General features: G+C 58.6%; 23 protein-coding genes and 2 pseudogenes. 9 read left to right on the forward strand and 16 right to left on the reverse strand.

Features of this window, described 5'->3' with window-relative positions; all coding sequences use genetic code 11:
• The first annotated feature begins 5 nt into the window (after positions 1-5).
• The 6 genes from OF122_RS13680 to OF122_RS13705 are packed head-to-tail and all read left to right on the forward strand — an operon-like array spanning position 6 to position 6,695.
• Positions 6-1,727 carry a putative bifunctional diguanylate cyclase/phosphodiesterase gene (locus OF122_RS13680; RefSeq protein ID WP_264224762.1) on the forward strand — a complete coding sequence of 574 codons (1,722 nt, stop codon included), beginning with the start codon at positions 6-8 and terminating at the stop codon, positions 1,725-1,727.
• The gene (locus OF122_RS13685; protein ID WP_264227670.1) at positions 1,727-2,245 is read left to right on the forward strand and encodes a ubiquinone biosynthesis methyltransferase UbiE; all 519 of its coding nucleotides are present in this window, start codon (positions 1,727-1,729) and stop codon (positions 2,243-2,245) included. The genes OF122_RS13680 and OF122_RS13685 overlap by 1 nt, the downstream gene beginning before the upstream one ends.
• A complete protein-coding gene (locus OF122_RS13690) occupies positions 2,242-3,420 on the forward strand; it encodes a class I SAM-dependent methyltransferase (protein ID WP_264224763.1) in 1,179 nt (392 codons plus the stop codon). The genes OF122_RS13685 and OF122_RS13690 overlap by 4 nt, the downstream gene beginning before the upstream one ends.
• On the forward strand, positions 3,417-5,780 hold the full coding sequence (locus OF122_RS13695; protein WP_264224764.1) for a SpoIIE family protein phosphatase: 2,364 nt from the start codon (positions 3,417-3,419) through the stop codon (positions 5,778-5,780). The genes OF122_RS13690 and OF122_RS13695 overlap by 4 nt, the downstream gene beginning before the upstream one ends.
• A 4-nt stretch (positions 5,781-5,784) precedes the next feature.
• A complete protein-coding gene (locus tag OF122_RS13700) occupies positions 5,785-6,345 on the forward strand; it encodes a slr1658 superfamily regulator (protein WP_264224765.1) in 561 nt (186 codons plus the stop codon).
• A gap of 11 nt (positions 6,346-6,356) precedes the next feature.
• Entirely contained in the window at positions 6,357-6,695 is a 339-nt protein-coding gene (locus tag OF122_RS13705) for a slr1659 superfamily regulator (protein ID WP_264224766.1), read from the forward strand.
• A gap of 50 nt (positions 6,696-6,745) precedes the next feature.
• On the opposite strand, the gene guaA is transcribed toward OF122_RS13705, so the two are convergent.
• On the reverse strand, positions 6,746-8,308 hold the full coding sequence (gene guaA, locus OF122_RS13710; protein ID WP_264224767.1) for a glutamine-hydrolyzing GMP synthase: 1,563 nt from the start codon (positions 8,306-8,308) through the stop codon (positions 6,746-6,748).
• A gap of 483 nt (positions 8,309-8,791) precedes the next feature.
• Here guaA and OF122_RS13715 point away from each other — a divergent pair.
• A pseudogene (locus OF122_RS13715) lies at positions 8,792-9,573 on the forward strand (IS5 family transposase).
• Here the strand turns inward: OF122_RS13715 and OF122_RS13720 are convergent.
• A complete protein-coding gene (locus OF122_RS13720; protein ID WP_264224768.1) occupies positions 9,570-9,851 on the reverse strand; it encodes a hypothetical protein in 282 nt (93 codons plus the stop codon). The pseudogene OF122_RS13715 and the gene OF122_RS13720 sit on opposite strands and share 4 nt — an antisense overlap.
• Before the next feature lie 24 nt (positions 9,852-9,875).
• Here OF122_RS13720 and OF122_RS13725 point away from each other — a divergent pair, with 24 nt between their 5' ends.
• Positions 9,876-10,325, forward strand: a complete 450-nt coding sequence (locus OF122_RS13725; protein WP_264224769.1) for a hypothetical protein — start codon at positions 9,876-9,878, stop codon at positions 10,323-10,325.
• A 25-nt stretch (positions 10,326-10,350) separates the two neighbouring features.
• Here OF122_RS13725 and OF122_RS13730 read toward each other — a convergent pair.
• From OF122_RS13730 to guaB, 9 genes and pseudogenes are all read right to left on the reverse strand, one after another.
• Positions 10,351-11,123, reverse strand: a pseudogene (locus OF122_RS13730) (IS5 family transposase).
• A 213-nt stretch (positions 11,124-11,336) separates the two neighbouring features.
• Positions 11,337-12,176: a helix-turn-helix domain-containing protein gene (locus OF122_RS13735; protein WP_264224770.1), complete on the reverse strand. Its 840-nt coding sequence runs from the start codon at positions 12,174-12,176 to the stop codon at positions 11,337-11,339.
• A gap of 87 nt (positions 12,177-12,263) precedes the next feature.
• Positions 12,264-13,103 (reverse strand): helix-turn-helix domain-containing protein, encoded by an 840-nt coding sequence (locus OF122_RS13740; protein ID WP_264224771.1) that lies wholly within the window; start codon positions 13,101-13,103, stop codon positions 12,264-12,266.
• Positions 13,104-13,215: 112 nt separating this feature from the next.
• On the reverse strand, positions 13,216-13,788 hold the full coding sequence (locus OF122_RS13745; protein ID WP_319019366.1) for a TspO/MBR family protein: 573 nt from the start codon (positions 13,786-13,788) through the stop codon (positions 13,216-13,218).
• On the reverse strand, positions 13,766-14,158 hold the full coding sequence (locus tag OF122_RS13750; protein WP_264224772.1) for a hypothetical protein: 393 nt from the start codon (positions 14,156-14,158) through the stop codon (positions 13,766-13,768). Before OF122_RS13750 ends, OF122_RS13745 begins: the two co-directional genes overlap by 23 nt.
• A gap of 4 nt (positions 14,159-14,162) precedes the next feature.
• Complete coding sequence (locus OF122_RS13755) at positions 14,163-15,452, reverse strand: RsmB/NOP family class I SAM-dependent RNA methyltransferase (protein ID WP_264224773.1); 1,290 nt, start codon at positions 15,450-15,452, stop codon at positions 14,163-14,165.
• Positions 15,452-15,817, reverse strand: coding sequence for a hypothetical protein (locus tag OF122_RS13760; RefSeq protein ID WP_264224774.1), 366 nt, complete (start codon positions 15,815-15,817; stop codon positions 15,452-15,454). The genes OF122_RS13755 and OF122_RS13760 overlap by 1 nt, the downstream gene beginning before the upstream one ends.
• Positions 15,818-15,820: 3 nt before the next feature.
• Positions 15,821-16,255, reverse strand: a complete 435-nt coding sequence (locus OF122_RS13765; RefSeq protein ID WP_264224775.1) for an MAPEG family protein — start codon at positions 16,253-16,255, stop codon at positions 15,821-15,823.
• Between the two features lie 4 nt (positions 16,256-16,259).
• The gene (guaB, locus tag OF122_RS13770; protein ID WP_264224776.1) at positions 16,260-17,759 is read right to left on the reverse strand and encodes an IMP dehydrogenase; all 1,500 of its coding nucleotides are present in this window, start codon (positions 17,757-17,759) and stop codon (positions 16,260-16,262) included.
• Between the two features lie 294 nt (positions 17,760-18,053).
• On the opposite strand from guaB, the gene OF122_RS13775 reads away from it, so the two are divergent.
• A complete protein-coding gene (locus tag OF122_RS13775) occupies positions 18,054-19,427 on the forward strand; it encodes an FAD-containing oxidoreductase (RefSeq protein ID WP_264224777.1) in 1,374 nt (457 codons plus the stop codon).
• 36 nt (positions 19,428-19,463) lie between these two features.
• Here OF122_RS13775 and OF122_RS13780 read toward each other — a convergent pair whose 3' ends face one another.
• The 5 genes from OF122_RS13780 to OF122_RS13800 form a co-directional block, all read right to left on the reverse strand.
• Positions 19,464-20,018, reverse strand: a complete 555-nt coding sequence (locus OF122_RS13780) for a GFA family protein (RefSeq protein WP_264224778.1) — start codon at positions 20,016-20,018, stop codon at positions 19,464-19,466.
• A gap of 12 nt (positions 20,019-20,030) precedes the next feature.
• The gene (locus OF122_RS13785; protein WP_264224779.1) at positions 20,031-20,444 is read right to left on the reverse strand and encodes a VOC family protein; all 414 of its coding nucleotides are present in this window, start codon (positions 20,442-20,444) and stop codon (positions 20,031-20,033) included.
• 106 nt (positions 20,445-20,550) lie between these two features.
• Positions 20,551-21,291, reverse strand: a complete 741-nt coding sequence (locus OF122_RS13790) for a glycosyltransferase family 2 protein (RefSeq protein WP_264224780.1) — start codon at positions 21,289-21,291, stop codon at positions 20,551-20,553.
• Between the two features lie 187 nt (positions 21,292-21,478).
• Entirely contained in the window at positions 21,479-22,309 is an 831-nt protein-coding gene (locus tag OF122_RS13795) for a metallophosphoesterase family protein (protein ID WP_264224781.1), read from the reverse strand.
• The gene (locus OF122_RS13800) at positions 22,309-23,271 is read right to left on the reverse strand and encodes a diacylglycerol/lipid kinase family protein (protein WP_264224782.1); all 963 of its coding nucleotides are present in this window, start codon (positions 23,269-23,271) and stop codon (positions 22,309-22,311) included. The genes OF122_RS13795 and OF122_RS13800 overlap by 1 nt, the downstream gene beginning before the upstream one ends.
• Positions 23,272-23,393 lie beyond the last annotated feature (122 nt).

The raw sequence follows: 23,393 nt of genomic DNA on the forward strand, positions 1-23,393 counted from the left end.
GCGGAATGTCATCGCGTTCGTTGAGTGAATCCCGGCTCAAAGACCTTCTAGCGAATACACTTGACATTGCTTCGCTCTACGATCGACGTCTTCGGCTCACCCATTTCGGGGCCCAATTCAAGAAACAATATGGTGGCGTTGCTGAAATCGGCTCACCGATCTGGGATATCTACCCGATCTTTCGAGATCCGGTATTGCTCCAGGAGCTTGAGCGGATAAGCGGAGGCGGAGCGGCAATTGAATTGACGTTGCCGCCGTCTTCAACCTCTTCGGCAAGTTCGGCGAGAATATTTGCTGCGGCCGACGGGATTGGCGTAATTGAAGTTGCGGAGTCGGTGGCACTTGGCTCGATGGACGCCAAAACGGATGTGGACCATCATACACTCCTCCATCAGGCCACCCACGACATACTGACCGGGCTGCAGAACCGTCGGCAGTTTGGCGACCGGTTGCAGGCGGCCCTTTCCGATGCCCGCGGCAGCGACGACAAGGTGGCCCTGCTGCAGATCGACCTTGATGGCTTCAAGGCCGTCAACGACACGCTTGGTCACGACGTCGGCGACGCCCTGCTCCAGCTTGTGGCAAACCGCATTCAGATTGCACTGGGCGATGGAGAGACCGCCTTTAGAAATGCGGGCGACGAGTTCACGGTCATTCAGACTGGGCGAGAGCAGCCAGCCGCCGCCGATCGTCTTGCAAAGGCAATCCTCGATCTTGTGAAGGCCAGGTATATCATCAGCGATGTTCCGGTCTTCGTTGGCGCGAGTATTGGAATATCAGTGGCACCCGATCACGGCGCCAGCACGGACGAGATGATAAAGGCCGCCGACGTCGCCCTCTACGCCGCCAAAAAAGACGGAAGAGGCTGCTCGCGGGTTTACGACCGATCGATGATGCTCCTGCTCGAGGAACGCGAAAATCTCCGGCGCGACCTCGCAATGGCCCTCCAGAGAGGGCAATTCCATCTCCAGTATCAGCCTATCGTACACCCATCGCTTGCGTTGACCGGGTTTGAAGCGTTGCTGAGCTGGCGGCATCCCAAACTCGGTCTCATTCCGCCCCGCGTGTTTATTCCCGTCGCAGAGGCTGACGGCCACATGGATCAGATCGGGAAATGGGTCCTTGAAGAAGCCTGCAAACAAGCGCTGACCTGGCCCCCGAACCTCTCGGTGGCCGTCAATCTGTCACCGGCGCAGTTTCTCAGCGGCACCATCACTGACACGGTTGCGCAAATACTGGACAGAACCGGCATTCAGGCCGAACGGTTGGACCTCGAGATAACCGAGACGATCCTGCTCGAAACAACAGTCGACAACATCGATACACTTAACACCCTGAACGTATTGGGCGTGAAAGTATCACTCGACGATTTCGGAACGTACTATTCTTCTTTGAGTTATCTGAAGACATTCCCTTTCGATATCATGAAAATAGACAAGTATTTCATAGAGGATGTCGAGACCAGCTCAAAATCCAAGGCGATCGTTCGCAACATTATCAATCTGGCGCATAGCCTGGGGATAAGCGTAACAGCCGAAGGCGTGGAAACCGCGGGGCAAGCCGAGTGGTTGCGGGAACAAGGGTGCGATCGTCTTCAGGGCTACTTTATCGCAAGACCAATGGCACCAAGGGCTGCGCACGCCTTTATTGAGCGCGCTACGAGGAACCGCACTTCCAATACAGAAGAAGTCAATCTGGACGTCCGGACACAAGGGGCGCAAATGTGATGCAGGGCGAAAGCGGCAAGCCACATTTACCGGATGCCTACGAACCCATGGTCGAGATCGCGCTGCCCCGAGGCGATTTCTATTCGTTCTGGCAGAACTGCGATCTCATATCAACGTACCTCGCACGGATGATCAGCCACAATCGGTCGGATCTGGTTCGTTACACCAATCTGTTCTCATCGGCCGTCAATGAGCTTTTGGAGATGGTGTTTCGTACGCATCAATCTGAAGGAAAGTTCACCTGCCGTGTATCCCGGCGGGGCGACCTTGAGAGAGTTTACATAGAATTTCCGTGCTCGCATGGAGAGCGCCTCTACTACGAAGAAGCCTTAAGTCAGGCAACGGAAAGCAGCAGGCTCGAGCGATACCTGGCTTCTATGTCCGGCAAGGAGGGACCTGGCGGAGAAACCGCGCTGCTCGAACTTGCCCTTGACTATGGCGCCACCCTCCAGCTCGAGCATCCGGACGACAATACGCTGGCGATCATTGTGGATCTTCCCCTGGAGACCTTGCCATGAACCGCCACGACGCTTCGACGCGTTATGGAACGCAGTACGATCCCAACAATCAGCAGTTCCTGATCTCGGGCGTGATGCGACCGCAGATTGCCGACGAACTCGCTCCCAGCCTCGCTCTGCTCAATGAAGCAATTGAGCATGTTCGCGGGGTTCTCTATCTCGATGTCAAACGCCTCGTGCAGATGAACAACACTGCCTTTCATGCCTTTGCGCGCGTGATCCTCGAGGCCTGCCGTTCGCGACCCGACCTGCGGTTTGTGATTGTTACCTCAAGCGTTGTCGGCTGGACGACGCGGAAGTTCGGCCATCTGGCCCGTATTGAACCCAGCGTCGACGTCCAGGAATACGACAGTGATTTCTATCCGGGGCAAGGCTTTCTGGAAGGCGGCGGGTTCATTCCCATCCTGCGCACGCAAACGAAGCTGACCTGGCATCATGAGCGGACGATCCTGCCAAGGCACGGGATGGCGCATGGCATCGCCATAGCAGATATCTGTTGTGGCATCGGCGATTTCGCCGTGCTCGTTCAAAAGGAATTCAAGCCGTCACGGATTGTCGCGCTCGATCACTCTCGGCCAAGTCTCGCCTACGCGCGCAAAGTGGCCGCCGAATTTGACATTCGCGGGATTGAGTACACCTACGGCGATGCTTCAGAAATGCTGCTCGAGGCGGATCAGTTCGATCTCGTTACCTGCCGCCACTCTCTTCAGATATTCAATCGGCCGGAGCTCATACTCAAAGAGCTCTATCGCATCTGCAAACCCGGTGGACGGGTCTATGTCACCAACGAAAAAAACTCGCACTGCCTCGGCGAGCCGCGTGCCGAAAGCATTCAGTGGACCTACAACGAGGTTGCGAGACTTTTCAGCTTTTTCGACATGGATGTGGAGCTCGGCCCCAAGAGCCGACGGTATCTGATCGACGCGGGCTTCGACGACGTTCGCGTCGAATCGTTCATGGTTACCAACCTCGATGGGGACCCGCAGGCATTCGCCGACATCATCGCCGCCTGGGAGGAGGTCTATGCGGGGGAGATGGCCGAAAAGCGCGGCGACTCCGCAGAATTTATCGAACGCTTTCGTCAGGGTTTCCAGGACCACATCTTCGCAGCACTCCATCCCAAGGGTTACGCCGGCTGGCCCATCTGGGTGGCATCGGGGCAAAAACCGCAATGAACGTAGAAAAGAAGACCTCGCGCTTCGGGCTGCGATCGTTCCGGGCCAAGTTCCTGCTCGTGGTCGGCGGTGCCGTGCTTTTTGACCTTACGGTGATCGGGGGCCTGGCGTTGTGGAACGTGACGAACCTGTCACGAAACGCAACCGCGGAGGTCGGCGAAGGGCTTACTGCCGCAACCGAGGAATACATTCTCTCTTACGCGGAGACGACGGCGGCGCAGGCCAACCTTCTGATCAGCCGGGTACACGCTGATGTGGTCGCCCTGGCCGGCGTGCTGCAAGACCAGATCGATAATCCCAACGAGCAAAATGCGATTGGGTCTACCGTCTCCGTCGTATCTCCGCAATCGACGACCGTATCTTATAATCCTGAGGGAGACTGGGCGCAAAACGAGCCCGGAGCACCCTCGGTTGTAAGCGTTTGGGGATATCTGCTGGACGAGCAAAATCAGCCATTCCCGAGCGTCCGGGACGAAATCCGCGACAGCGCAATACTAGACCTTGTCGCCCCCAGCATTCTGCGCAGCGGTGCAGACAAGCTGCAGATGTATTATATCGGGCCCACGGAACGGCCGATTTTCAGAACCGTTCCCTATACCGACCAGGCCCAGACCTTTGATCGGCTCTATCCGGGGCACAACGAGGCTGAATTCTGGGAGTTTTTCTTCCCGGGCATCTACCCCTCCTGGCAGCAATGGATCGAGACCCCCTCCGCTCGTCCGGTCGCCACCGATATAACGCAAACGGCGCCATACACCGACGCCATTACCGGCGAACTCATCGTCAGCTTTTTTCATCCGTTGTGGACGCGTGATCGAACCGGAATTGCCGGCGTCGCCGGGGCCGATATCACGCTCGATCAACTGGCCGAAATCGTTGAAAGCATCGAAATCGCCGATGTGGGATTCGGCTTTCTGGCCATGTCGAATGGAAACGTTGTGGCCATCAATCCCGAAGGCGAGTCGATCATTGGCCTGCGTTCCTCGAGTGGCGAGCAGGCCCAGGGGGTCACCGGCCTGGAGCGGTCCCTGCGCGGTAGCGTCCAGCCGGCAATTGCCTCAATGTCACTCGATCAAGACGCCGAGGGGGAAATCGAGCACATCACGCTCAATCAGAATGGCGAGGCCGTCCCCTATATGACTGTTCTTACAAGATTGGCCCCGACAAATCTCTGGAGCGCCGGGCCGATCACGCGCGAGGCAATGCTGATCGGCGTCGTGGTTCCCGAACAGGCGATATATGCCTCACTCTATAGCGCGCAGGCCAGCATCGCGCGCGCGACCAACCAGACGCTCATCTATCAGCTCGGAGCCATCGGTCTGGCTCTTATGGTTGTGTTTGCGGCGGTTTTCGGCATTTCCAAGAGGATAACAGCCGGTCTGAGCGAACTTGCAAGCGCGGCCCAGCGCATCCAGTCGAAAGATTACAGTATTCGGGTATCCATTCCCACGCGCGACGAAGTCGGTGAAGCCGGAGTTGCCTTCAACCGGATGGCCGAGGAAATCAGCTTTCACACCGAAAACCTTGAGCAAATCGTTGACGATCGGACAAAGGAGCTCGGCAAGGCCCACCAGGAGATCCTGGCGCTCAACACCAAGCTGAAAAGCGAAAATATCCGGCTGGGGGCCGAACTTGAGGTTGCACGCCAAATCCAGATGATGGTCTTGCCCAGGGCCCTGGAACTGCAGGCAATCCCCGACGTCGATATCGCAGCCTACATGCAGCCTGCCGACGAGGTTGGTGGCGACTACTATGATGTCCTGCAAGATGGACCCCGCGTAAAGATCGGGATCGGCGACGTGACCGGGCACGGCCTGGAAAGCGGCGTGCTCATGATGATGGTACAATCTGTGACGCGCGCCCTGCAGGAGACAGGAAAGTCCGATCCACGCCAATTCCTGAGCTGGCTCAACCGGGCGATCTACAAGAACCTAGAGCGCACCGACTGGGACAAGCACCTGTCGCTGGCGTTTATCGACTACGAGGACGAGCGCCTCACCTTGTATGGCCAACATGAAGACGTGATTGTCATGCGAGCCGGCGGAGAGATTGAAACCATCGATACAATGGATCTTGGCTTTCCCATCGGCCTGGAACTGGACATCGCGCCGTTTATCACTACACGCGACATCCCCTTCGGCGCGGGCGATGCCATCATCCTCCACACCGATGGGGTAACCGAGGCCGAGGATACAAATGGCCGCATGTTCGGACTGGAACGCCTCCGCCAAAGCGCCTTCCAACATCACAAATGCAGTGCCGAAGAAATCAAATCCAAGGTTCTTGAAGATCTTATGGCCTTCATCGGAACGCAGAAGATATACGACGACATAACTCTTATAGTTATGAAGCACAGGTGAAGCAATGAAGGTACAGTTTGGAATACCGGAAATCGCTTTTCATTCCAGTGATAGCAGAATTACGGTCAAAATTCTTGATGGCCCGCTGGATATCGGCTGGCATCATTGCGCCATAACATCAGGCTTCATAGCCGATTTTTACGCACAGCAATTCCAATCCCTTCACAATGAATACAAATACATAAAACATAACATTGAATATCTCGCGAACGAGCTTATCGAGAACGCGATAAAGTTTCGCTTCCGCGGCGACATTACTATCGAATCGATAATTGACTCGGACAGTTTCATAATAAAAGTATCGAATGAAATCGATGAACGAACATCCAGCGACTTCGAGACCTATCTCGCAGGCATAACCTCTGGCGATCCGGAAGATCTTCTTATCCAGAAGATCGAGCACAATGCCGAAAACCCCAACTCGAACGCGTCGGGACTTGGGCTGCTGACCTTGATGAGCGATTACGGCTCCCGCCTGGCCTGGCGATTTGATCGTCCCGAAGAAAGGATGCGGATGCGCGTGGAAACTTTCGGGTCGATACCCATCTTCACCAACCAACTGTAAGGCTACATATCATGCAGATCAAAGCAGAAACTTACAGCGTATGGACGGAAGGAAGCGACGTCTATTTTGACGGCACAATGAGGCTGTCGGGGACCCAGGCCTATCAGCCGATACTCGAGCTCTTGCAGGAAGTGCTTGCCGAAAAGCCTCCATCAATGACCCTGGATCTGACGAACCTTGAGTTTCTCAACTCTTCGGGAATCAACCTGCTAGCGAAGTTCACCATCGAGTTGCGAAAGCACTCCGATACAAGGCTCGTTGTGCGGGCGACATCCGAAATTCCGTGGCAAGCCAAGTCCATACGGAATCTGCAGAAGCTGCATCCGGGCCTGACGCTGATCATGACCTGACGACGCACCCCGTAAAGTGCCCCGTGCAACCACAGCCTAATGAGTTTCCCCTACTCCCACTCGATGGTTCCGGGAGGCTTGGAGGTCACATCATAAACGACGCGGTTGATGCCCTTGACCTCGTTGATGATCCGGGTCGCGGCGCGGCCGAGGAAATTCATGTCGAAAGGGTAGAAATCGGCGGTCATGCCGTCGACCGAAGTGACGGCGCGCAAGGCGCAGACGCTTTCATAGGTGCGGCCATCGCCCATCACGCCCACGGTCTGCACCGGGAGCAGCACGGCGAAAGCCTGCCAGATGGTATCGTAAAGCCCCGCCTTGCGGATCTCGTCGAGATAGATCGCATCGGCCTGACGCAGGATATCGAGCTTTTCGCGTGTCACGCCGCCCGGCAGGCGGATGGCAAGACCGGGTCCTGGGAACGGATGGCGGCCCACGAAATGTTCGGGCAGGCCCAGTTCGCGGCCCAGTTTGCGCACTTCGTCCTTGAAAAGCTCGCGAAGGGGTTCGACGAGCTTCATGTTCATGCGCTCGGGCAACCCGCCAACATTGTGATGGCTCTTGATGGTGACCGAGGGGCCGCCGGTAAACGAAACGGATTCAATGACATCCGGATAGAGCGTGCCCTGGGCGAGAAACTCTACGCCGCCGATCTTGTGGGCTTCCTTTTCGAACGTCTCGATGAACAGCCGACCGATGATCTTGCGCTTGGCCTCGGGCTCAACGACGCCTTCGAGCTCCCCGATGAATTCTTTCGAGGCATCAACGTGGACGAGCGGGATATTGTACTGATGCCTGAACATCGAGACCACTTCATCGGCCTCGTTCTTGCGCAACAGACCGTGGTCGACGAAAATGCAGGTCAACTGGTCGCCAATAGCCTCATGGATCAGGATGGCGGCTACCGAGGAGTCCACGCCGCCTGAAAGGCCGCAGATGACCTTCTTGTCGCCCACCTGCTCGCGGATGGCGGCAACGGCCTGTTCGCGATAGGCCGCCATGGTCCAATTGGCGTCGCAGCCGCAAATGTGATGCACGAAATTGGCGTAGAGCCTGGCGCCGTCGGGGGTGTGATAGACCTCGGGATGAAACTGGACGCCGAAGAATTTGCGCTCCTCATTGGCGATCATCGCAAAAGGCGCGCCGGGAGAGGTGCCGACGACCTCGAAGCCCTCGGGGATTTCGGAAACCTTGTCGCCGTGGCTCATCCAAACCTGATAGGAGTGATCGAGCTCCCAAACGCCGTCATAGAGCGAGCAATCCTTTTCGATGCGCACTTCGGCGCGGCCGAACTCTCGCACATAGCCGGGTTCCACGACACCGCCAAGCGCCACGCACATGGCCTGCTGGCCATAGCAGATGCCAAGCACCGGCACGCCATAATCGAGGAGCTTGTGATCGACCTGGGGCGAACCGTCCTCGATGACGCTGGCCGGGCCGCCCGAAAGGATTATGCCCTTGGGCTGGAGCGCGTCGAGCCTGTCGGCCGCCGTACTGAACGGGTGGATTTCGCAATAGACCCCGGTTTCACGGACCCGGCGCGCGATGAGCTGGGTGACCTGTGAACCGAAATCGACAATGAGGATGGTATCTGTGGGCGCGTCGTTCTGCATGGCGAGCCTTTAATTGGAATCGAGCGGTCAGGCAATGGGGAGAACGGCCTGAAACGCGACAATCCCGATGGACGCAAATAATGCAACCCCTTTTGCAACCCAGCGCGCGCTTTGGCGTTGTTAGGGCAAGTGGCAGGCACGCGAGCATTCCAATGTGCCTCGTCGAGAAAACGGGCTGAGCGCGGTCCCCCAAAGCGTCCCACTCCGCGCAATCCCGGTCAAAAGGCCAGTTGCGGTCCCATGCCCTCAGGCCTTTTGCAGCCACCCCGGATGTCCCTCGCATCCGGGGTGGTTCATTTTTGGGCTGTTCGGCTGCTTAATCGAATTCCAGACAACGAAAATCCGCGCATTTGGGGGAAATGCGCGGATTCTTTCGTCAACGAGTGGCCTCTTGATCGTTAGAGCCGCCTAGGTCGTGTTGACAAAGTGGATTCCCAAATCAGGTGAAGTCTGATTCAACACTCCTCTTTATGGGGAGCGATGATGGCACGCGGCGATCTGACCGATGAAGAGTGGGCAGTAATCGAAGGGTTCTTGCCCACAGAGCGCGGACGGAAATCCCGCCCTGCTCATGATAATCGGCGTTTTCTCAACGGCATGCTGCATGTGCTGCGGGTTGGCTGCCCCTGGCGCGACATGCATGAGCGCTACGGCAAGTGGAACTCTGTCTATGTCCGGTTCCGGCGCTGGGCCGAACAGGGCGTCTGGGATGCCATCCTTGAAACGCTGGTCCAGATGGGGCTGACCGATGACTGGCAGCATATGATCGACAGCACCACAGTTCGGGGCCATGTATCGGCAGCCGGCGCAAAAGGGGGACTCACAAGGAGGCTTTTGGTCGATCACGCGGCGGCTTTACGTGCAAAATCCACGCCCGCTGTGACAATCAGGGACGCCCTCTTGGCTTTGTCCTGACAGGCGGGCAAGCCTCGGACTATGGCGCGGTCGGCGAACTCATGGCCCTGCCGGTCAACAAGCCAAAGGCACTTCTGGCCGATAAGGGCTACGACGGCGATGCTGTTCGAGAAGCCCTGCTGCTACAGGGCATCTTGCCAGTCATCCCGCCAAAGGCCAATCGCAAGGTTCATATTCCCTGCGACTTCTCCCGTTACAGAGACCGCAACCGCATCGAGCGCATGTTCGGGTATCTCAAGCACATGCGTCGCATCGGCACCCGGTATGAGAAAACGGCTCTGTCATTCGCAAGCTTCCTCAACCTTGCAGCCATCCGCAGGTGGCTAAAAGACTTTGTCAACAGGACCTAGAAGACGAAGACCGTCAGGCTGGACGACTGCCGGGTCACGCCAAGCACCCGACCCGCATCGTAGTTCGAGCGGCTCAGAGAGGCTGCAACCAGCGGATCGGACCGCACGAGGCCCTGCAGCTGACTGTATTTGCCGCTGGCCGCAAAGTAGTTGGCCATATACTCGCGGATATCGGGGCAGACGCGCAGCGCCTGTATCTGGATATTGCTTGCGTTTTCCCAGCCCGACAGTGTCGACTGTTCGAACATCTGGATCAGGGTGTTGGGATCGACGCCCATGCAGGAAGGGTCCGAACTGGCGAATTGTGTGCCACCGGAACCACCGCCGCCGTTGACACCGCCATTGCCGCCGCCGTTCACGCCGCCATTGCCGCCGTTCCCACCATTGCCGCCGTTGCCACCATTACCGCCGTTGCCACCGTTTCCGCCGTTGCCGATACCAACATCTACATCGAGGATGTCGTCGCCGCCGACGTTCACATCGGCAGTCACGGTGTCATCAAGCAGGCCGACGTCCGCATCGAGAAGCCTGTCGCCACCGGCGCCGACATTGGCATTGGCAAGCGAGCCGCCATCACCGTCGTCGAGCACCTTGACGTCCAGAACGTCGTTATCTCCGCCGCCAAGCCTTACTTTGGCCGTATCGTCGAGAAGATTGATCTCGAGTCCGTCGTCAGTGTCGATATCAAGGAGACCACCAAGCTGGGCCTGAGCCCCTTGCGTCACACCGAAAGACAGGAGAACGGCGATTGACGCCGTCGCTAGGGTCGAGACTCGTTCATAGCCAGTATGCGACTGCCGCTGCGAGCATGACGGCAGATAGATAGTTTCGGGCAAGCTTGTCGTATCGGGTGGCAACGCGGCGGAAATCCTTGAGCCGGCAGAACATGGCCTCGACACGCCAGCGGTCTTTGTAGCGTTTCTCGTCGTATTTGATTTTGCGCTTCCGGTTCTTGCGGCCAGGGATGACCGGGATTGTCTTCTGGTTGCGCAGAGTGGAACGAAGGCGGTTGGCATCATAGCCGCGGTCAGCAATAACTCTCTTCATGCCCATCGTGTGGGCGATGAGCAGATCGGCCCCCTTCATGTCCGAGGCATTGCCGGGCGTCAGGATGAGGCGGATCGGTCTGCCGATAACGTCGACGAGCGCATGGATCTTGGTGGTCCGGCCACCACGCGAGATGCCAATGGCATTGGTTCGCGCCCCCCTTTTCCCCCGCCTGCACAGCGATGGGCTTTGATATAGCTGCTGTCGATCTGGGCGGTTTCCGCAATCCAGCCTTGTTCGGTCAGAGCCGCGAGAATGCGTGCCCATACGCCGCGGCGACTCCAGCGGTTCCAGCGATTGTAGACTGTTGTCGAGGGGCCATACTCGGCAGGGCAATCAGCCCAGCGTCCGCCGCACTTGAGCATATGAACGATCCCCGAAATTACCCGCCGGTCATCCACTCGACGTGCTCCAGGCTGGTTCTTGGGGAGATGTGGCTCAATGGCCGCCCAAGCTGCATCACTCAACCAAAATAGTCTGCTCATCGATACCTCCGAACTCATCTAAAGCCAGAGAATCTGATTTGCAGCGTCTATTCAACAAACTGATTGGGTATGGACCCTAGAAACTTTTTCATAGTCGCCTCCAAATTGCCCCCAAACCAAAAAGGGGGAGAAGTAATTGCGCGAGTCGACTATGGCGCAGGATCAAACTTGACGTTTGCTCGCAGTTGATATGGGCGGCAATTTTTACCTGATTTTAATATGGGTTTAACCCTACTCAACTGCATATAGCAGCGTCGTTTCTCCGCTTCCCACTTCATCATACAATTCCATTGCCGGATCTTCGGTCACCGCGAGCGAACGGCGGAAAAACAGACTGTCCCCCACATCGACATAGGCCTGCCGGCGTTCATAGGATTGGGCTGGAAAACGGTATCCGGCATATTGGCGCTCCCGACTGAGCACCAGATGCAGGCCTTCGGGCGGATTGTTTATGTCCACGGCATCGGTGTTGCCGACGACGACGCAGCAATCATAGCGCACAAGGTTATCGGGATCGGCCCGCCAGTCATTATAGATCAGGCCAACGCGCCTCAATGGCGTCGAATAGCGATCTATGGCACTTCCAAATCGGGTGAAAAAATCTCGCCAGAAATCGTCGATATCTTCGGTGTACCCGCGATACCGCTTGGCGAGCAGCAACAACGGCCTGCCATCATCCACCTGAATGAACTGAGCGCGTTCAATGGGAGGCACCGACAGGCGCGCCTGTCCGTATCGTGTTCGGTAACGCCCCGGCAGAATCCCGAAAAAGCGGTCGAAAACTCGTGTGAAGGCAGCCTGACTGGCATAGCCCACAGCGTACCCGATGCGGCCGATCGGTTCATGGGACCATTGCAGCCGCAGGGCCGCCGCATGCATGCTCACCCGTCGGCGGTATGCTCCGGGGGGCTCGCCGACAGCGACGGCAAATGTGCGATGAAGGTGGTGATGGGAAATGTCGAGTTGGCGCGCGATGGCGCGAATATATTCGACAGCGCCGTCGTCGATGCCAGATTCTATCGATCTGACAGCCCTTTCGACCAGAACTTGGGTTTCGAATCCAGGTAGCATCCGCCCAAGATGCTCAACCTTGAAGAGGGCGTTTGCTCAAGGTTGATATGGGACCGATATTTTTAACTGACGTTAGTGTGATGCCCGTTACTCAACGGCATAGAGCAGCGTTGTTTCCCCAGGCCGGGCCTCGTCGTGGAGTTCCATTACGGGATCTTCGGTGACTGCCAGGGAGCGCCGGAAAAACAAGCTGTCTCCAATCTCGGCATAGGCCCTTTGGCGGTCAAAGGTCCCAGACGGAAAGCAATACCCGGCATATTCGCGCTCGCGACTTAGCACCGCGTGCAAACCTGGGGGCGGGTTGCGCAAATCAACCGAATCTCTGGGCTCAACCACGACGCAGCAATCATAGCGCACGAGATTGTCCGGATCGGCGCGCCAGTCGTTATAGATCAATCCAACCCGCCGCAACGGCCGCGAATACTGGCCGATCACGGCGCGATAGCGTTGCAGGAAATCGTCCCAGAAGCCATCGATGTCTGTGGGGTGCCCCCGATAGCGCTTGGCCAGCAACAACAGCGGGATGCCGTCATGCACCCTGACGAAGGTCGCACTTTCTACGGGCGGGACGGTCGTTCGCGCCCGCCCATAGGCCGTTCTGTAGCGTCCCGGCAGGGTGCCGAAAAATCGATCAAAGACGCGTGTGAACGCCGCCTGGCTGGCATAGCCCACCGCATACCCGATACGACCGATCGGTTCATGGGACCATTGCAGCCGCAGGGCCGCCGCATGCATGCTCACCAACCGGCGATAGGCCCCCGGCGGCGCCCCGACCGCTGCAGCGAAGGTCCGATGAAGGTGATGATGGGAGATGTTGAGCTGATTTGCGATCCCGCGAACGTACTCAACCGCTCCATCGTCGACGCCAGATTCAATAGATCTGACCGCCTTCTCAACCAGAAATAATGTTTGGCTTTCATGTAGCATCCTTTGAGGATGCCGATATCAAATTTGAGTATTCATAAGCTCGGAGGGCGCTTTTGAATCAAATTTTAGGCAATACTCTACCTTCTATACACTTTACTCGAAGGAAAAGTACTTACGTATTAAGCACCAGCAGGGACAAGTTCAAAACAGTAGCGAAGCTCACCCACGCCGCATAAGGCACAAACAGCACGGCCGACACCCTGTCCCGGGGCCATACGTTAACAATAAAGGCAAGGATGGCGGCCAGCATCGGAACGATGATAATCATTGCAAGCCACAGATTTTCGGCGGCAAAAAACGCTGGTGACCAGACCCAATTGAGCACCATCTGGCCCGCCCATAGTGCCATGGCGACACTGGCCGGTGCTGCAATGAAAGTTCGCCAGCCGGCAATGGCAATCATTACGTAAAGGATGAACCAGACCGGTCCGAAGACCCAGTTGGGTGGATTGAAGGGGGGCTTTTCAAGCCCGGCATACCAGGCGCCGGGAGCGGTCTGCGTCCCGATCAAGGCGCCAGTGCCGATGACTGCGATCAAGAATACCGCAAGCCAAACAAGTGTGCGTGGCTGCCTGATGTCGATATTGTAAGATGCTTGGGTCATGCCCGTTTTAACGCGATCCATCCGATTTTGGTTCACCCAGCCCTTAAACTTTGGACGTTCATGCGTTGCAGTCGCGGTCAAAGTCGATGGAAATCGAGCGTTCCGCGCCGCCGGCGCCGGCAAAGGCGATGAGCACACCACTCTCGTCGGATACCCATTGGATATCGAGGGACACGAAAACAGGGTCCAACGCCTCGATATCCAGGCCGCAGCGAACCTGTATCGGTTCGCCTTCGAGCCCCGGCCTTTCGATCACGGCCTGATGGGTGCACCCTTCTCGCTCGCATGTCTCGATCAGATACAGATCGACGCGGCCAGACGGCGAAACGAAATCGTAGCGGATGTCATTGCCGGGCCCGGCAATCGTGAAAAGGGCCGCAATTCCGATTATGGCGGCAACGGCGAGCAGCAGCGCGGATCCGAAGACAATCGCGATCCAACGGCTTGCCATGGCCCTATCCCCTCGTCAGCACCGCGCAGAAAAAGCCGTCGGTATCGGTTGCGGCAGGCGTGAGTGTAATCGTATTTCCGTTCGTGCTCAAAGGTTTCGGGGCGCCGGGGAAAAGCGCATCCCAACGCTCGGGCAGCGAAACCAGCGTAAAGCCTTCGTGGCGCTCAAGAAACGCCTTGATCTGGTCGTCATTCTCCTCGGGCAGGATCGAGCAGGTGATATAGACCAATTGGCCGCCCGGCTTTAAAAACCGGACCGCTTCATCGAGCACCTGAACCTGATCGGCCAAACGCGCTTCGAGCTGGGCGGGGGTGAGTTTCCATTTGGTGTCCGGACGGCGGCGCCACGTGCCCGTGCCGGTACATGGTGCGTCGATCACCACACGGTCCATCTTGCCGACAAGGTCGTCCAGCGCTCCGTCATCGGGGTTGCGAACCTGTGCGTTGCGCACGCCATTGCGCTTCAAGCGCTCATGGATCGGGGCGAGTCGCGTCCGCTGCGTGTCATAAGCGAAAATCTGCCCGGTATTGCCCATGGCGGCAGCCAGAGCCAGGGTCTTGCCCCCTGCCCCGGCGCACAGATCAAGCACCTGCTCGCCCATTTGCGCGCCGGCCAGCAGCGCCACAATCTGGCTGCCCTCGTCCTGAATCTCGAACCAGCCCTTCTGATAGCCCTCGTCGGCCTGCACATTGGCGGTGCGGGCATCGTTGGGGCCGGACGGCAGGCGCAGCCCATCAGGGGCGATAGCTGTTGGTTGCGGCGCGAAGCGGGAAAGGGATTTTTCCACACGGGCCCGGTCGGCTTTGAGGCGGTTGACGCGCATGTCGAGCGGCGGGCGCGTCGTCATCCCCCTGCCCTGTTCGATCCAATCGGCACCAAAATTGCGCTCGAGCGGCCCGGCCAGCCATTCAGGCACATCGGCCTTCACATGGTCGGGCGCATCGTCAAAAGCTGAATCGGAAGAAAGCTTTAGCGCCTCGGCCTCGGAAATTGATTCCGGCGCGAACCTGTCGGTGCTGAAGTCCTGATTGAGGGCGTTAATGTCTTGATTCCAGTCGTTGACCGCAACAGAGAGGACCAGGGCGCGGGGCGTATCCTCACCCATGCGCCAGGCATGGCTGGCCCGCTTGCGCAGCGCGTCGTAAACCAGATTGCCGATGGCGGCACGATCGCCCGCCCCGGCGAAACGGTGGTCGAGCGCCCAGCCCTTGAGGGCTTCGGACGCCGGGCGCTTGCGCGCTTCCATATCGGCCAGCACTTCGATGGCCGCTGCCATTCGTCCGGGAAGGCGCATCAGTTTGCCTCGCCAAACGAACAGACATTGACGCGAACGCCGGAGATATCGACAAAATCGAACCAGCGCATGGACGGGACGTCATGGATTTCGGTCACCTCCCGGCCATCGGCAATGAGCGCGTTTCGGAGCGCCTCCGGATCGGGGCTGAACAGATTGAAAGCGACATAAGTGTTGCTGATCGTATCGGCCGGAATCAGCGTCAAAGCTGTTGCCTTTGCTTCACTCTCATCGAACCGCAGGCCGATATAGCCGCCCGAGCGAAATATCTCGGTCATTGAAAACATGCGGGCGTACCATTTGGCGGCACTGTCGGTATCCAGGGCGGGAACGAAAATGGTGTCGATACGCGTTGCCAGAGCCATAGGTCAGACCGTTTGAAATACGAGGACGAGACGCACAAGGATCGCAATCCAGAGTGCAGTGAGAACACCAAAGCCCACGACATAAGCGGAAAAGCGCCTATAGACGTGATTGGTGGTGACGTGGATTGCCGCGTGAACGATGCGCGACAACACAAACACCCAGGCCAACACCGCTTCCGGCCAGCCCGCGCCGAGATAGATCGCAATCGCGATGCCGATAGCAAACAGCACCGGAAGCTGGAACTGGTTGTCAAAGGCATTCGACGCCTTCTGGGCGTCTTCGGGCCAGGGCCCGGTGTCGAGCGCGATATCGCGCACCGCGATCTTTTTCTCCATGACCAGCGGCAGGCGTCGCCGGCCCAGGATGACAAGCAGTGCCAGGGTCAGCGCACCCTGCGTCCAAAGCGCAAGCAGGATCAGCAGGGTAGCGAGACTCATGGAGTTACTTTCCGCGATAGTTGGGGCTCTCGCGGGTGATGGTCACGTCATGGACGTGGCTTTCGCCCAATGCCGCGGAGCTTATCTTGACGAACGTGGCCTCGCGCCGGAAAGTTTCGAGATCCTTGGCGCCGGTATAGCCCATCGCCGCCCGCAGCCCGCCGGCCAGCTGGTGCAGCACCGCACCGGCCTGGCCTTTGTAGGGCACAGCGCCTTCGATCCCCTCGGGCACCAGCTTCATCTGATCGCTGACTTCCTGCTGGAAATAACGATCCGCCGAGCCGCGCGCCATGGCGCCGACCGAGCCCATGCCGCGATAGGATTTATAAGAACGCCCCTGATAGAGATAGACTTCGCCGGGGCTTTCATCGGTTCCGGCAAGCAGCGAGCCGACCATGGCGACCGATGCGCCACCGGCCAGTGCCTTGGCCAGATCGCCCGAGAACTTGATGCCGCCATCGGCAATCACCGGGATGCCCTGCTTGTCGGCCTCTTCGGCACACCCCATGACCGCGGCAAGCTGGGGCACGCCAACGCCGGCGACAATGCGGGTTGTACAGATCGAGCCCGGCCCGATACCGACCTTGATCGAATCCGCACCGGCGTCGATCAGGGCCTTGGTCGCCTCCGCCGTCGCGACATTGCCGGCGACGATGCGGGTGGAATTGGATTCGCGCTTGACGCGCTCGACAGCCTCGGCGACGCGCACCGAATGGCCGTGAGCGGTATCGATGACCAGCAGATCGACCCCCGCTTCGATCAGCGCCATGGAGCGCTCGAAACCCTGATCGCCGGTCGTGGACGCAGCGGCGACCCGCAGGCGGCCCTGCGCATCCTTGATGGCCGAAGGGTGAAGCTGGGCCTTTTCCATATCCTTGACGGTAATGAGCCCGATGCAGTTGTTGTGCTCATCGACCACCAGCAGCTTTTCAATCCGGTGCTGATGGAGCAGCCGCTTGGCCTCCTCCTGGCTGACGCCTTCGCGCACCGTGATGAGCTGATCGCGGGTCATCAGGTCGGAAATCTTGTGGCGGTCGTTGGAGGCGAAGCGCACGTCGCGGTTGGTGAGGATGCCCACCAGCTTGCCATTGTTGCGCCCCCCGGTGCCGCCATTGGCGACCACGGGGATACCCGAAATCTTGTAACGGTCCATCAGCGCATAGGCGTCGGCCAGCGTAGCGTCCGGGCCTATGGTGATGGGGTTGACCACCATGCCGGATTCAAAGTGTTTGACCTGCTTGACCTGTTCGGCCTGCTGCTCGGGGGTGAGGTTGCGGTGAATGACGCCCATCCCACCGGCCTGCGCCATGGCAATGGCCATGTTGGCTTCGGTCACCGTGTCCATGGCCGAGGACAGGATCGGCAGGTTGAGCGCGATATCCTTTGTGACATAGCTCTTGATGTCGACGTCGGTCGGCAGCACGTCCGAACGGGCGGGCTGGAGCAGCACGTCGTCAAATGTCAGTGCGGAATCACCGGTGATAGAGGAAATAATCTTCGCCAAGGCCAGCCCCTTTCGTGCCCTTCATCATGGAACAGATGAATGTCGATGGTTTAGCGTGCCACGCCGTCGGCTTTATGACCGATCCGCCGTGCCCGCATTGTCCGCTTGGCCGGTGCAGGAGTCAGACTCACACCGGCTTTGGGTTGGCGAGGGTCATTAACACCGAGTCAGGAGTTTGGGAAGTGGTGATGCAAGCTGATCTCGATTCCTGCCCCCAACAGGTGTTAGAGTGCCGGTCGAACCAAAGGACCACCATGATTTGTTGTCCTCCACGCGAGCCGGTCGGCTGGCGGCATGACTGAACAGTTCGACGCAATCGTTGTCGGCGCGGGCCAGGCCGGCCCCTCGCTTGCCGCCCGGCTGGCGGGACAAGGCAACAAGGTCGCGCTGATCGAGCGCAAGCTCCTGGGCGGCACGTGCGTCAACACTGGCTGCACACCGACCAAGACCATGGTCGCGAGCGCTTACGTCGCCCATATGGCCGGCAGGGCGGCAGACTATGGCGTCACGCTTGGCGGCCCCGTAGGCGTTGATATGGCGGCCGTAAAAAGCCGCAAGGACGGGATTGTCGAAGCCTCCCGTTCGGGCCTGCACGACTGGCTGACCGGAACCGATAATCTTACGCTGATTGAAGGCCATGCGCGCTTTATTGCCGACCATACAATCACGGTCGACGGCCGCACGCTCGAGGCGCCGCGTATTTTCCTCAATGTCGGCGGGCGAGCCGTTATTCCCGATTATCCGGGGATCGACGAGATCGAGATTCTCACCAACAGCAGCATCCTGGAATTGACGGACGTCCCACGCCATCTCGTTGTTGTCGGCGGAGGCTATATCGGGCTGGAATTTGCCCAGATGTTTGCCCGGTTCGGCAGCAAGGTCACAATCGTCGAGCGTGGCGATCGGTTGCTCAAACGCGAGGATGAAGACGCCTCGCAGACTGCCACCGAGATTCTGGCCGGTGAAGGGATCGACATAAGACTCAATGCCGATTGCATAGCCTTTTCGCGATCCGAGCACGGGCCGGTGGTCAAAGTCGATTGTTCGGAAGGCGCTCCGGCGATCACCGGCTCGCACGTGCTTGTTGCCATCGGGCGCCAACCCAATACCGACGATCTCGGCCTCGAAGCAACGGGCATTGCCACAGATGACCGCGGCCACATTCTCACCAACGAACGCCTTGAAACATCGGTGAAAGGCGTCTGGGCCGTGGGCGATTGCAACGGACGGGGCGCCTTCACGCACACGGCCTATAATGATTACGAGATCGTCTCGGATAATCTCGAGGGCGCGGATCGCTCGGTCGAGGCGCGGACCGATGCTTATGCGCTATATACCGACCCGCCTCTGGGACGCGCAGGGATGACAGTGACCGAGGCCAAAAAGCGCGACCACCGGGTGCTGGTCGGCAAGCGCCCCATGACGCGGGTATCGCGCGCCAAGGAAAAGGGAGAAAGCGCCGGCTATATGAAGGTGGTCGTCGATGCCGACACCAGCAGGATAATCGGGGGCGCGATTTTCGGCGTTGGCGGCGATGAGGCCATTCATGTGCTCATCGATGCCATTCAGTCTGGCATGGCCTATACCGATCTGAAGAACACCATGCACATTCACCCCACCGTCAGCGAACTGATCCCGACAATCCTGGGGGAACTGAAGGAGGCGTAGCGGCTTTGCCACTCGCCGCCTCCCGATTGGCGAGCGCTATGCGGCGGCGCCCATAATCGTTTCCTCGGGCCGCGAGAGCGCAATTTCGGGCGTTTTGAATCCCATGGCGATCCAAGCGCCGAGAAGCCGCGCGTAAAATCCCGCTGTGTGACGCCAACTTGCCGGGACGTTTCCGTCCAGCTCGGGCAATCCCTGGCGATCGGAAACCACAGTCCGAATCTCGGGCGGCGGCAGGGTCCCCTCAAGCCAAAGACTGCTGTAAAGGCTTAGCCAATGCCCGTGCTGAAATTCGAGGAACACCGGGGTGTTGCAGCACGAAGCAATGACTCGGCGTGTCGGGGAATCAGGTTTGAGCCGGTAGGCGGTCAGCAGATCGAGCCCCCTGCTGAAGGCGACCCGATCCTTGCGATAGATAACGAAATGTGTCCCTCCGCTCGGGTTCAGCATCGGCCGGGCGAGTGGCAGCGCTTGAAGGGCGTCGCCCGCTGTGCGGCAACTGGTGCAGTGGCATTCGGTGCTGATGATCGGGGCACGCTCAAGGGCCAGGCCTACCTGGCCGCAAGTGCAGCTTATTTCAACGGCGTCGGTCACGATGGCTGCTCCTCATCCCGCGTTTGCTGCGCCTTCCATGTTCATCCAGACCGGCTCGAAGATGTTGCCATCGGGGTCTTCGAACGCACGACCGTACATGAAGCCCAGGTCCTGTGGTTCGCGGACATCGGGTTTGCCGCCCGCCTTTCCGGCCGCCTCGGTGATCGCATCCACCGCTTCACGACTGTCGCAGGACAGCGCGATCAATGCGCCGGCCGCCGCATGGGCATCGGCGATCGGCTTGGTGGTGAATGTGGAGAAATACTCGTGCGTGAGCAACATGAAGGTGATCGCATCCGACCACATCATCGAGGAGGCGTCGTCGCTGGAAAAATCGGCGTTCTTTGTGCAGCCGATCGCCTCGTAAAAGCGGGTGGCGGCAGCAAGATCGCGCACGGGCAGGTTCACGAAAATCATCTTGGTCATTGTGTCGTCCTCAAATGTACCGGCGGGGCATTTTTCGCCCCCACAGCATTAAGACGGATCAGCATCGCCGATCCCGACACACGGGTACAGATTTTTCTGGTGCGCCCTATTCGCGAATATCGCGATAGTCGACGGTTGCCGGCTTGCCACGGAAGGTCATGGAGAAGAAGTTCTTGGCATAGACCAGACCGGTGTGGATGATGCCTTCCTTCTCGATCCGGCGGCCCGAGGTGTTCATGCGCAGCTTGTGGGTCCATTTGACCGGACCGATCTTGGACAGCCGCACGGCGACGTCGGTATCCTCGCCGTAAAAGGCAATCGAGCGGTCATAGCCGCCGGTCTGCTCCCACGCCTCGCGGCGGAAGACAAAATTGCCACCGTGGATCACCGAGCCGACGCGCAGGATGAACCGGCTCAGGATATAGGTGAAATAGGTAAAGGCGTAGAACACCTCAACCAGCGCCAATTGCCGGCGATTGAGGTCGTAGTAGTGATAGGGACCGGACACGCAGACGAGTTCAGGATGTTTGTCGAATTCGTCAAAAACCGTGGTCAGCCAGCCTTCGGGCACCATGGTATCGGCATCGATATTGGCGACAAGATCATAGCCCTCGGACGCCACGAAGCCGGCGTGGCGGGCATGAACCAGGCCTTTGTTGGTTTCCTTGACCACCCGCACACCGGGATAGCTCGCTGCGATTTCGCCGGTCCTATCGGTCGAGGCATTGTCGACCACAATCACGTCTGCAGGGTGCCCGCTGCGCTTGATTTCAGCCATCACCGCTTCAAGGCACTGACCGATCATTGCCTCTTCATTGTAGGCGGGGATTACAAAAACGAGCCGCATGCAGCCTCTCGGAATGATTGTGAATGCTGCCCGATAAACGGGGAACACCGGCAGTTGTCAACGCGATAAAAGCTCTTTTAAGGCGTTTCCCCCGACCGGACGGACCGCATTTGAACAAAAAGTGCCGCGGTGTGGCGCTCCGGCCATGCCGGCGACAGCCTCGATCCTTGATGATCGGCCATCCGCATCAGGCCGCTTCCTGCGCCTTCTCACGTGTTGTCCAGCCTTCGCCCAGCCATTCGCGGACGTTGATGGTGATCTCGTGTCCCTCGATATCGATGAGATTATAGGCATTGGGTTCGCCCCGCAGCCGGGTCGAGGTGGTGGACGCCGCCTGTGCAACAAGGATATGGCCCTCGCTGCTCTCGCGCGGCCCTGTGGGCACTGCCTTGCGCACCTCTCCCGCATGGGCGTGGCGGCGGACATAGGACATGTGGAAATGCCCCGAGAGCACCAGCCGCACCCCTATCCGCGAGAAAACCTTGAGCGCCTTGTCGGCGCGGCGCACGCGGTTCTGGTGCCGGGCCATGGGCTGTTCGGGATGAAGCAGCGGGTGGTGGGCGATCACGACCTTGACCGTGTCGGACGGCACTTGCGCAAACCGGCTCTCCAGTCGCTCGAGCTGATCCTTGCTGATCGCGCCGTCAGACCAGTTGAGAGAATGCAGATTGGCGCGCCGGGACGTCTTCAGCCCAGCCAGCGCAACCCCGTCATCATGCAGAAACGGTTCAAGCTCGGCGCTGATGTGCCTGCGATAGTGCCCGTAGGGATTGATGAAGCGCTTGATGAGATTGCGTTCGGGCACGTCATGATTGCCGGGGACGGCTATGAATGGCGCCGGCAATTTATCGAGAAAGTCGCGCGCCCGGACAAACTCGCTGGCGCTGCCGATCTGGGTGAAATCACCGGAAACTACGATCAGATCGGGGTTCTGAAACGCGATTTCGGCAGCGAGCGAGGCCACGACGTTATCGTCGTGACGGCCGAAATGAAGGTCGGAGAGGTGGACAAGTCGCATCAGGCCGGCTGCCCCTGTGCTCCTGTTGTTTCCGACTGCTCATCGGCGATCTCTTTCTTGACCGCCTGGAGCGGGGCCAGAACCGAGAGGGCGCGGGGATAGATCTTGAACCGCAAGGGCGCCTCCATGGATTGGACTTCACCATCTATCATAAGCTGAAGCCTGGGTTTCTTGGATCGAATTGTAACAGAACGCGCCGTCGATATATCGAGCGCGTCATAATCGCGCCAATGACCGGCCAGCATGCCGGTCGCGAGCCTGAACACGTCTCCGGCCCGCAGATGACGCAGCACGTATATGGTCAAAAGCCCAGTATCGAGCTTGTCGCGATGGAAAAATCGGCCCAACCCTTCATCATAGGCATTGGACGCCACTGCGATGGCCTGTACCCGTTCGATCCGCGACCTGCCCTCGCCCGTCGTGATTTCCAACGCCAAACGGCGGGCACGTGAAATGCGGCGGAAGAAATAACGGATAAAGCCGATCTTGGCGCTAAAGCCTTGCCCCCGGATATATTCCCGGCCGGCAGCCAGTTCGGGAATTACCCCGATAACCGCCTTGTGCAGAAAGATGGTCCCATTTACCTCGGAGACGTCGATGGCGAGCGGTTCCATGTCACGCAGTGCCCCGATGGCTTCATCGAGATCGAGAGGCATGCCCAGGTCGCGCGCCAGCAAATTGGCGGTGCCGAGCGGCAGGATGGCAAGATTCTTGTCGGAATGGATGATTGCGGTCGCAAGGGCCGTCACCGTGCCATCACCCCCGGCGGCAATGATTGTGTCTGCGTCGCTGTCGACCGCGTTGCGGATGCGATCGGACAGTGGGGTATGGGGGTCTGCATCAATGGTCACCTCCAGCCCGTGCGCGGCAAACATTGCCTTAAGGGTGTCCGACGTCACCCCCAGCGCCTGCACGGTGCCGGAATTGACGTTAAGAACCAGATGGAAGCGGCGTTGAGACATCATGTTGCCCGATCGGTGAAACCCGATGCGTCAACGCGTTGGGTGGGTGAAAGGTTCGCAGGGTGGAAATTATCCTGTCGGCGCATTGTCAGGCCGCGCCTAAACAGCAATGATACGCCCAA

Source organism: Pelagibacterium flavum, assembly GCF_025854335.1.
Lineage (GTDB): Bacteria > Pseudomonadota > Alphaproteobacteria > Rhizobiales > Devosiaceae > Pelagibacterium > Pelagibacterium flavum.

Coding starts and splice junctions, on each gene's coding strand:
- OF122_RS13680 (WP_264224762.1), top strand. CDS start 6: ATGTCATCGCGTTCGTTGAGTGAATCCCGGCTCAAAGACCTTCTAGCG.
- OF122_RS13685 (WP_264227670.1), top strand. CDS start 1,727: ATGCAGGGCGAAAGCGGCAAGCCACATTTACCGGATGCCTACGAACCC.
- OF122_RS13690 (WP_264224763.1), top strand. CDS start 2,242: ATGAACCGCCACGACGCTTCGACGCGTTATGGAACGCAGTACGATCCC.
- OF122_RS13695 (WP_264224764.1), top strand. CDS start 3,417: ATGAACGTAGAAAAGAAGACCTCGCGCTTCGGGCTGCGATCGTTCCGG.
- OF122_RS13700 (WP_264224765.1), top strand. CDS start 5,785: ATGAAGGTACAGTTTGGAATACCGGAAATCGCTTTTCATTCCAGTGAT.
- OF122_RS13705 (WP_264224766.1), top strand. CDS start 6,357: ATGCAGATCAAAGCAGAAACTTACAGCGTATGGACGGAAGGAAGCGAC.
- guaA (WP_264224767.1), bottom strand. CDS start 8,308: ATGCAGAACGACGCGCCCACAGATACCATCCTCATTGTCGATTTCGGT.
- OF122_RS13720 (WP_264224768.1), bottom strand. CDS start 9,851: ATGGGCGTCGATCCCAACACCCTGATCCAGATGTTCGAACAGTCGACA.
- OF122_RS13735 (WP_264224770.1), bottom strand. CDS start 12,176: ATGCTACCTGGATTCGAAACCCAAGTTCTGGTCGAAAGGGCTGTCAGA.
- OF122_RS13740 (WP_264224771.1), bottom strand. CDS start 13,103: ATGCTACATGAAAGCCAAACATTATTTCTGGTTGAGAAGGCGGTCAGA.
- OF122_RS13750 (WP_264224772.1), bottom strand. CDS start 14,158: ATGGCAAGCCGTTGGATCGCGATTGTCTTCGGATCCGCGCTGCTGCTC.
- OF122_RS13755 (WP_264224773.1), bottom strand. CDS start 15,452: ATGCGCCTTCCCGGACGAATGGCAGCGGCCATCGAAGTGCTGGCCGAT.
- OF122_RS13760 (WP_264224774.1), bottom strand. CDS start 15,817: ATGGCTCTGGCAACGCGTATCGACACCATTTTCGTTCCCGCCCTGGAT.
- OF122_RS13765 (WP_264224775.1), bottom strand. CDS start 16,255: ATGAGTCTCGCTACCCTGCTGATCCTGCTTGCGCTTTGGACGCAGGGT.
- OF122_RS13775 (WP_264224777.1), top strand. CDS start 18,054: ATGACTGAACAGTTCGACGCAATCGTTGTCGGCGCGGGCCAGGCCGGC.
- OF122_RS13785 (WP_264224779.1), bottom strand. CDS start 20,444: ATGACCAAGATGATTTTCGTGAACCTGCCCGTGCGCGATCTTGCTGCC.
- OF122_RS13790 (WP_264224780.1), bottom strand. CDS start 21,291: ATGCGGCTCGTTTTTGTAATCCCCGCCTACAATGAAGAGGCAATGATC.
- OF122_RS13795 (WP_264224781.1), bottom strand. CDS start 22,309: ATGCGACTTGTCCACCTCTCCGACCTTCATTTCGGCCGTCACGACGAT.
- OF122_RS13800 (WP_264224782.1), bottom strand. CDS start 23,271: ATGTCTCAACGCCGCTTCCATCTGGTTCTTAACGTCAATTCCGGCACC.